Below are 3,131 nucleotides of genomic sequence, written 5' to 3'. Positions count from 1 at the left end.
CCAGGACCTCGATCACGCCGATATGGGCAAACCCGCGGGTTCCGCCTCCGGAGAGGACCAGCACGACCCCCGCCTCGGCCGCAAGGGATGGGGACAGACACAGAGCCAGCAGCACGCACAAAAGTTTCCGCACTCTCACCACATCCTCCGTCCGGACATCAAGAAAGCGCCGATCAAGCCAGCGCTTTTATTGACAACGAAAAAGCGGCGGGGCCCACCGAGCCGCGCCGCCCCACACTTTTTACTTTTTGCCTCGGGCCGGAATCCGGGGATGGCCCCCGGCGGTCCCTTCCCTCGGAGCGGCCCGCATCAGGCGGCGTTGAAGGATAGCACCAGATAGAGCACGCCCGCCGGCTGCAGGGAAAAGGGAAGCGTAAAGCACTTCACCCCCGCGGATTGGGTCGGGACGTTCTGGATGTTGTCCCCGACGATCAGCTGGGGAGGCGTCACGTCCACATCCGCAAGGGCGGCCTGGATCAGGGAACGGCCGCTGACCATATTGGAAAGCTCTCCGATCACGCTCATGGAGACGGGGTCGTTCAGGTTGGCCGCGATCATGCCGCCCGACATCGCCGAGACGACGGCCTTGAACCCGACTTCATCAAGCATGATGACGGCCGTTCCGTGCGTCCCGTTCCCCACGATCCCGATCAGCGAGGCCGCGCATATATTGGCCACCTTGACCCCCGGGGAGACCTGGGCCTTGTTCAAAGAGATGTCCAACCCAACCTCCCGCCCCACGGAGATCACGGACGAACCAAAGCTGTTGACGAGAACGGCAAGCTTATCCATACCGGCCATATCGCTGAACGACTCCCTTCCAGGTTACCACGCCCTCTCCAGCAAAGAACCCGGCGCGTTTATCAAAATTTTTATCGGTCACGTTGTTCGCACGGCCCGGCCATTCCCCGCATGGCGATGGCCCATGCCGCAAGGTCGTCAAGAGGACGGGGCGGGACCCACAGGGTCCGGGGCAAAAGCCTTTGCCACCAGGACGGGCCGTGCAGACGCCAATAAAGGGTCCGGGCCTCCAGGGTCGTTCCCCTTTCGTCCGCACGAAGGATGGGGCAGCCGAAATCCTGCTCCTTCAGGCTCGCGGCGAGCTCGCCGCCGCACGTTCCGTCTCCGACGACGAAGGCCGCGATGGATGACGCTCCTCCCCTCGGCGAGAGGGCCTCCAGCGTCCAGGGGGCCAAGGCGTCCGCATCCCCGGCCAGGGCCCTGAGGGCCAGCCAGAAAAACGCCCGCTCCTCCGCAGGGAAAATCCCCGACATGAGGAGCTCCCGGCCCTCACCCACGAAGGCCCATCCCACCTTGTCCCTTCCGGGATCCAGCCCTACCGTCACCCCAACGTGGATTCCCACCGATCCAAAAGCCACAGCCATTGATCCGGATAAGCCCGAACCCAACCCTCCAAAACATTATGACACATTTGAAGGGACTTTACCATATCCGCCCCGAAAGGATTGCCGTCCGCGTCGAGCGCGTCGCTCAGGATATCCTGAATGACGACGGTATGGGAGACCACGTCGGGACGGCGAAAGTACAGGACGGGGACGACCGGGGAGCCGAACCTGCGGTGCAGCTTCACGATCCCGTCGGCCGCGCTGGCGGGCAGGCCCAAAAAGGGGACGGGAATCCCCTCGCTCCGGGCGTCCAGGTCCTGAAGGAACCCCACGATCCCCCCCCGCCTCAAGGTTCGGAAGGCCTCGCGCAGGCCGGCCCCCTCGCTTGGCACCATCTTCATCCCGGCAACGGCCGTGCGCTGATGCTGAATCAGGTCGTTGAGCCCCCCCCGGTTGCGCTGGGGCGTGTAGAGCGGCACGACGGAATATCCCTCCAGGACCAGGCGCGCCCCGGCGAGCTCCCAGTTGCCGATATGGGCGGCCATGAGCAGAGCCCCCCGCCCACGGGCCAGAGCGCGGTCGAGGTTCTCGCGTCCCTCGACCGTCACCGTCTCCCGCAGCCCGGGCATCATCCGATCCAGCCGGACGAACTCGACGGCCGAGCGCCCCAGGTTGACGAAGGACCTCCGCACGATGCCGCGCGCGACGGTGATCCCCACCCCCAGCGCCGCGACGCAGCGCGCCTCGCCCCGATCGACCTTCCGCCAGCTGAGCGCCCAGAGCAGGCGCCCCAACAGGCCGCCCAAAGCCACGGCCAGCCTCTGCGGCAGCCTCCTGACGAGCCCGACCAGCAGGGCGACCGCGTATCGGCCGGAACCGGTCCCCTTTTCCTCCGCCACGTTCAGCGCTGGGACAGCTCCAAGAGAATGCCCCCCGTCGCGGCGGGGTGGACGAAGGCGATCAGGGCCCCGCCCGCGCCCCTGCGGGGCTTCTCGTCGATCAGGCGCACTCCCTTTTCCCTGAGCTCGGCCAGCGCGGCCTCCAGGTCCTCCACGCGGATGGCCAGATGGTGGATTCCCTCGCCCTTCTTGGCGATGAACTTCGCGACCGGACTGTCCTCCGCCGTGGGCTCCAGGAGCTCGACCTCCGTATCCTTCAGGGGCAGGAAGGCCGTCCTGACCTTCTGCTCCGCGACCTCCTCCACCCCGGTGCAGCGGATCCCGAGCGTCCCCTCCCAGAATGCAAGGGAATCCCGAATGCTGTTCACGGCTATCCCTATATGATCGACCACCGTCGGCTTCATCGCGTTACCTTCCTTCCGCAGCTCCGATAATTATATGTATATCTTCGTGATATCTACCGCCGACACCGCCTACCCCCGCCGCCCAGGATGCACCCGGACGCGGGGAACGATGCCGAATGATCTCGCCCGCAGGTATTATATCTCAGCCGCGGCCCCGGCGCGGGCCGCCTCATTCGAAGGCGGAGGGGCGGATGCGGGTCGGGCCCGGCGGCAAGGGGCCCGGCACGAAGAACCCGACGCACGTGTTACAATAAAGGAAACGCTGATTTAATCCATGAAGCCCCCCTGTGGTACCCCAGCTTGCCTGTTTCGAGTAAGAAACTTGCCGGGGCCGCCGCTATCAGGATAGCGGCGTGGGGGCTTGGGGGCGTAAGCAGACAACCAACGAGCGTACGCGAGTTGTGTTGGTCGCTTAGTTTCTTCATCAAAGCCCCCATGTTAATTTTTAGGGAAGCGCTGAAGATTTTTGCCTATAGATGTTT

At 64.7% G+C, this 3,131-nt stretch carries 4 protein-coding genes; all 4 read right to left on the bottom strand.

Translation table 11 applies throughout. The features are described from left to right. Positions 1 to 309: 309 nt before the first annotated feature. Entirely contained in the window at positions 310 to 801 is a 492-nt protein-coding gene (locus ABLA28_RS11155) for a chemotaxis protein CheX (RefSeq protein WP_299299046.1), read from the bottom strand. A gap of 71 nt (positions 802 to 872) precedes the next feature. Further along, positions 873 to 1,346, bottom strand: a complete 474-nt coding sequence (locus ABLA28_RS11150) for an endonuclease (RefSeq protein WP_347713726.1) — start codon at positions 1,344 to 1,346, stop codon at positions 873 to 875. Next, positions 1,343 to 2,245, bottom strand: coding sequence for a lysophospholipid acyltransferase family protein (locus tag ABLA28_RS11145; protein ID WP_347713725.1), 903 nt, complete (start codon positions 2,243 to 2,245; stop codon positions 1,343 to 1,345). Before ABLA28_RS11145 ends, ABLA28_RS11150 begins: the two co-directional genes overlap by 4 nt. Positions 2,246 to 2,247: 2 nt before the next feature. Next, positions 2,248 to 2,649 carry a methylmalonyl-CoA epimerase gene (mce, locus tag ABLA28_RS11140; protein ID WP_299299050.1) on the bottom strand — a complete coding sequence of 134 codons (402 nt, stop codon included), beginning with the start codon at positions 2,647 to 2,649 and terminating at the stop codon, positions 2,248 to 2,250. Between the last annotated feature and the right edge of the window lie 482 nt (positions 2,650 to 3,131).

This window comes from uncultured Fretibacterium sp. (genome assembly GCF_963544685.1).
Classification (GTDB): Bacteria; Synergistota; Synergistia; order Synergistales; family Aminobacteriaceae; genus CAJPSE01.
This window is presented reverse-complemented; position numbering and strand designations above follow the sequence as displayed.

Bases quoted from the DNA above. Each gene is read 5' to 3' on its own strand.
- ABLA28_RS11155 (WP_299299046.1), bottom strand. From the start codon at position 801: ATGGCCGGTATGGATAAGCTTGCCGTTCTCGTCAACAGCTTTGGTTCG.
- mce (WP_299299050.1), bottom strand. From the start codon at position 2,649: ATGAAGCCGACGGTGGTCGATCATATAGGGATAGCCGTGAACAGCATT.